The following is a 417-nucleotide window of genomic DNA, read 5'->3' on the forward strand; positions in this document are numbered from 1 at the left end:
GGCACATCTTCTGGAAATCCTTGGCCGACATGCCGGGAATGGGGCTGTCCGAAGGTCCGACCGACCAGGAGCCGGCGCCCGGCGCGTCCGGCGCTGGCTTCGCGCCCTGGGGGCGCCCCTTCGCATTCCCGTCGGCGCTGTCCCGCCGGGCGCTCCGCTGCTGCTCTTGGAAATCTTCGGGCATCTCGTAGACGTACTCGGGGCCGAGTTGCTTCGGCCCGGTCTGCTGCGGCCCGGCCTGCTGCGACTCGCCCTGGGGTCTCCCCCAGCTGTCGTACGGCCTCTGGCCGCCCGTTCCCGGACTCTGCGGATTCATGGAACAACCCCTAACGCGCCTCTTCCGATCTCAACTACCTCACCGAGCAGCTGCATCGGGGCACGCTGGATGTGGCCTTCTGCGGCAAGCGCGACAACGAG

At 68.6% G+C, this 417-nt stretch carries 1 protein-coding gene; it reads right to left on the minus strand.

Translation table 11 applies throughout. The features are described from left to right. A partial coding sequence (locus tag NE591_RS12765; RefSeq protein ID WP_256156800.1) for a hypothetical protein occupies window positions 1–316 on the minus strand: 316 nt, incomplete at its 3' end. Between the last annotated feature and the right edge of the window lie 101 nt (window positions 317–417).

It is taken from the genome of Adlercreutzia sp. DFI.6.23 (assembly GCF_024462535.1).
GTDB classification, from domain to species: Bacteria; Actinomycetota; Coriobacteriia; order Coriobacteriales; family Eggerthellaceae; genus Adlercreutzia; species Adlercreutzia rubneri.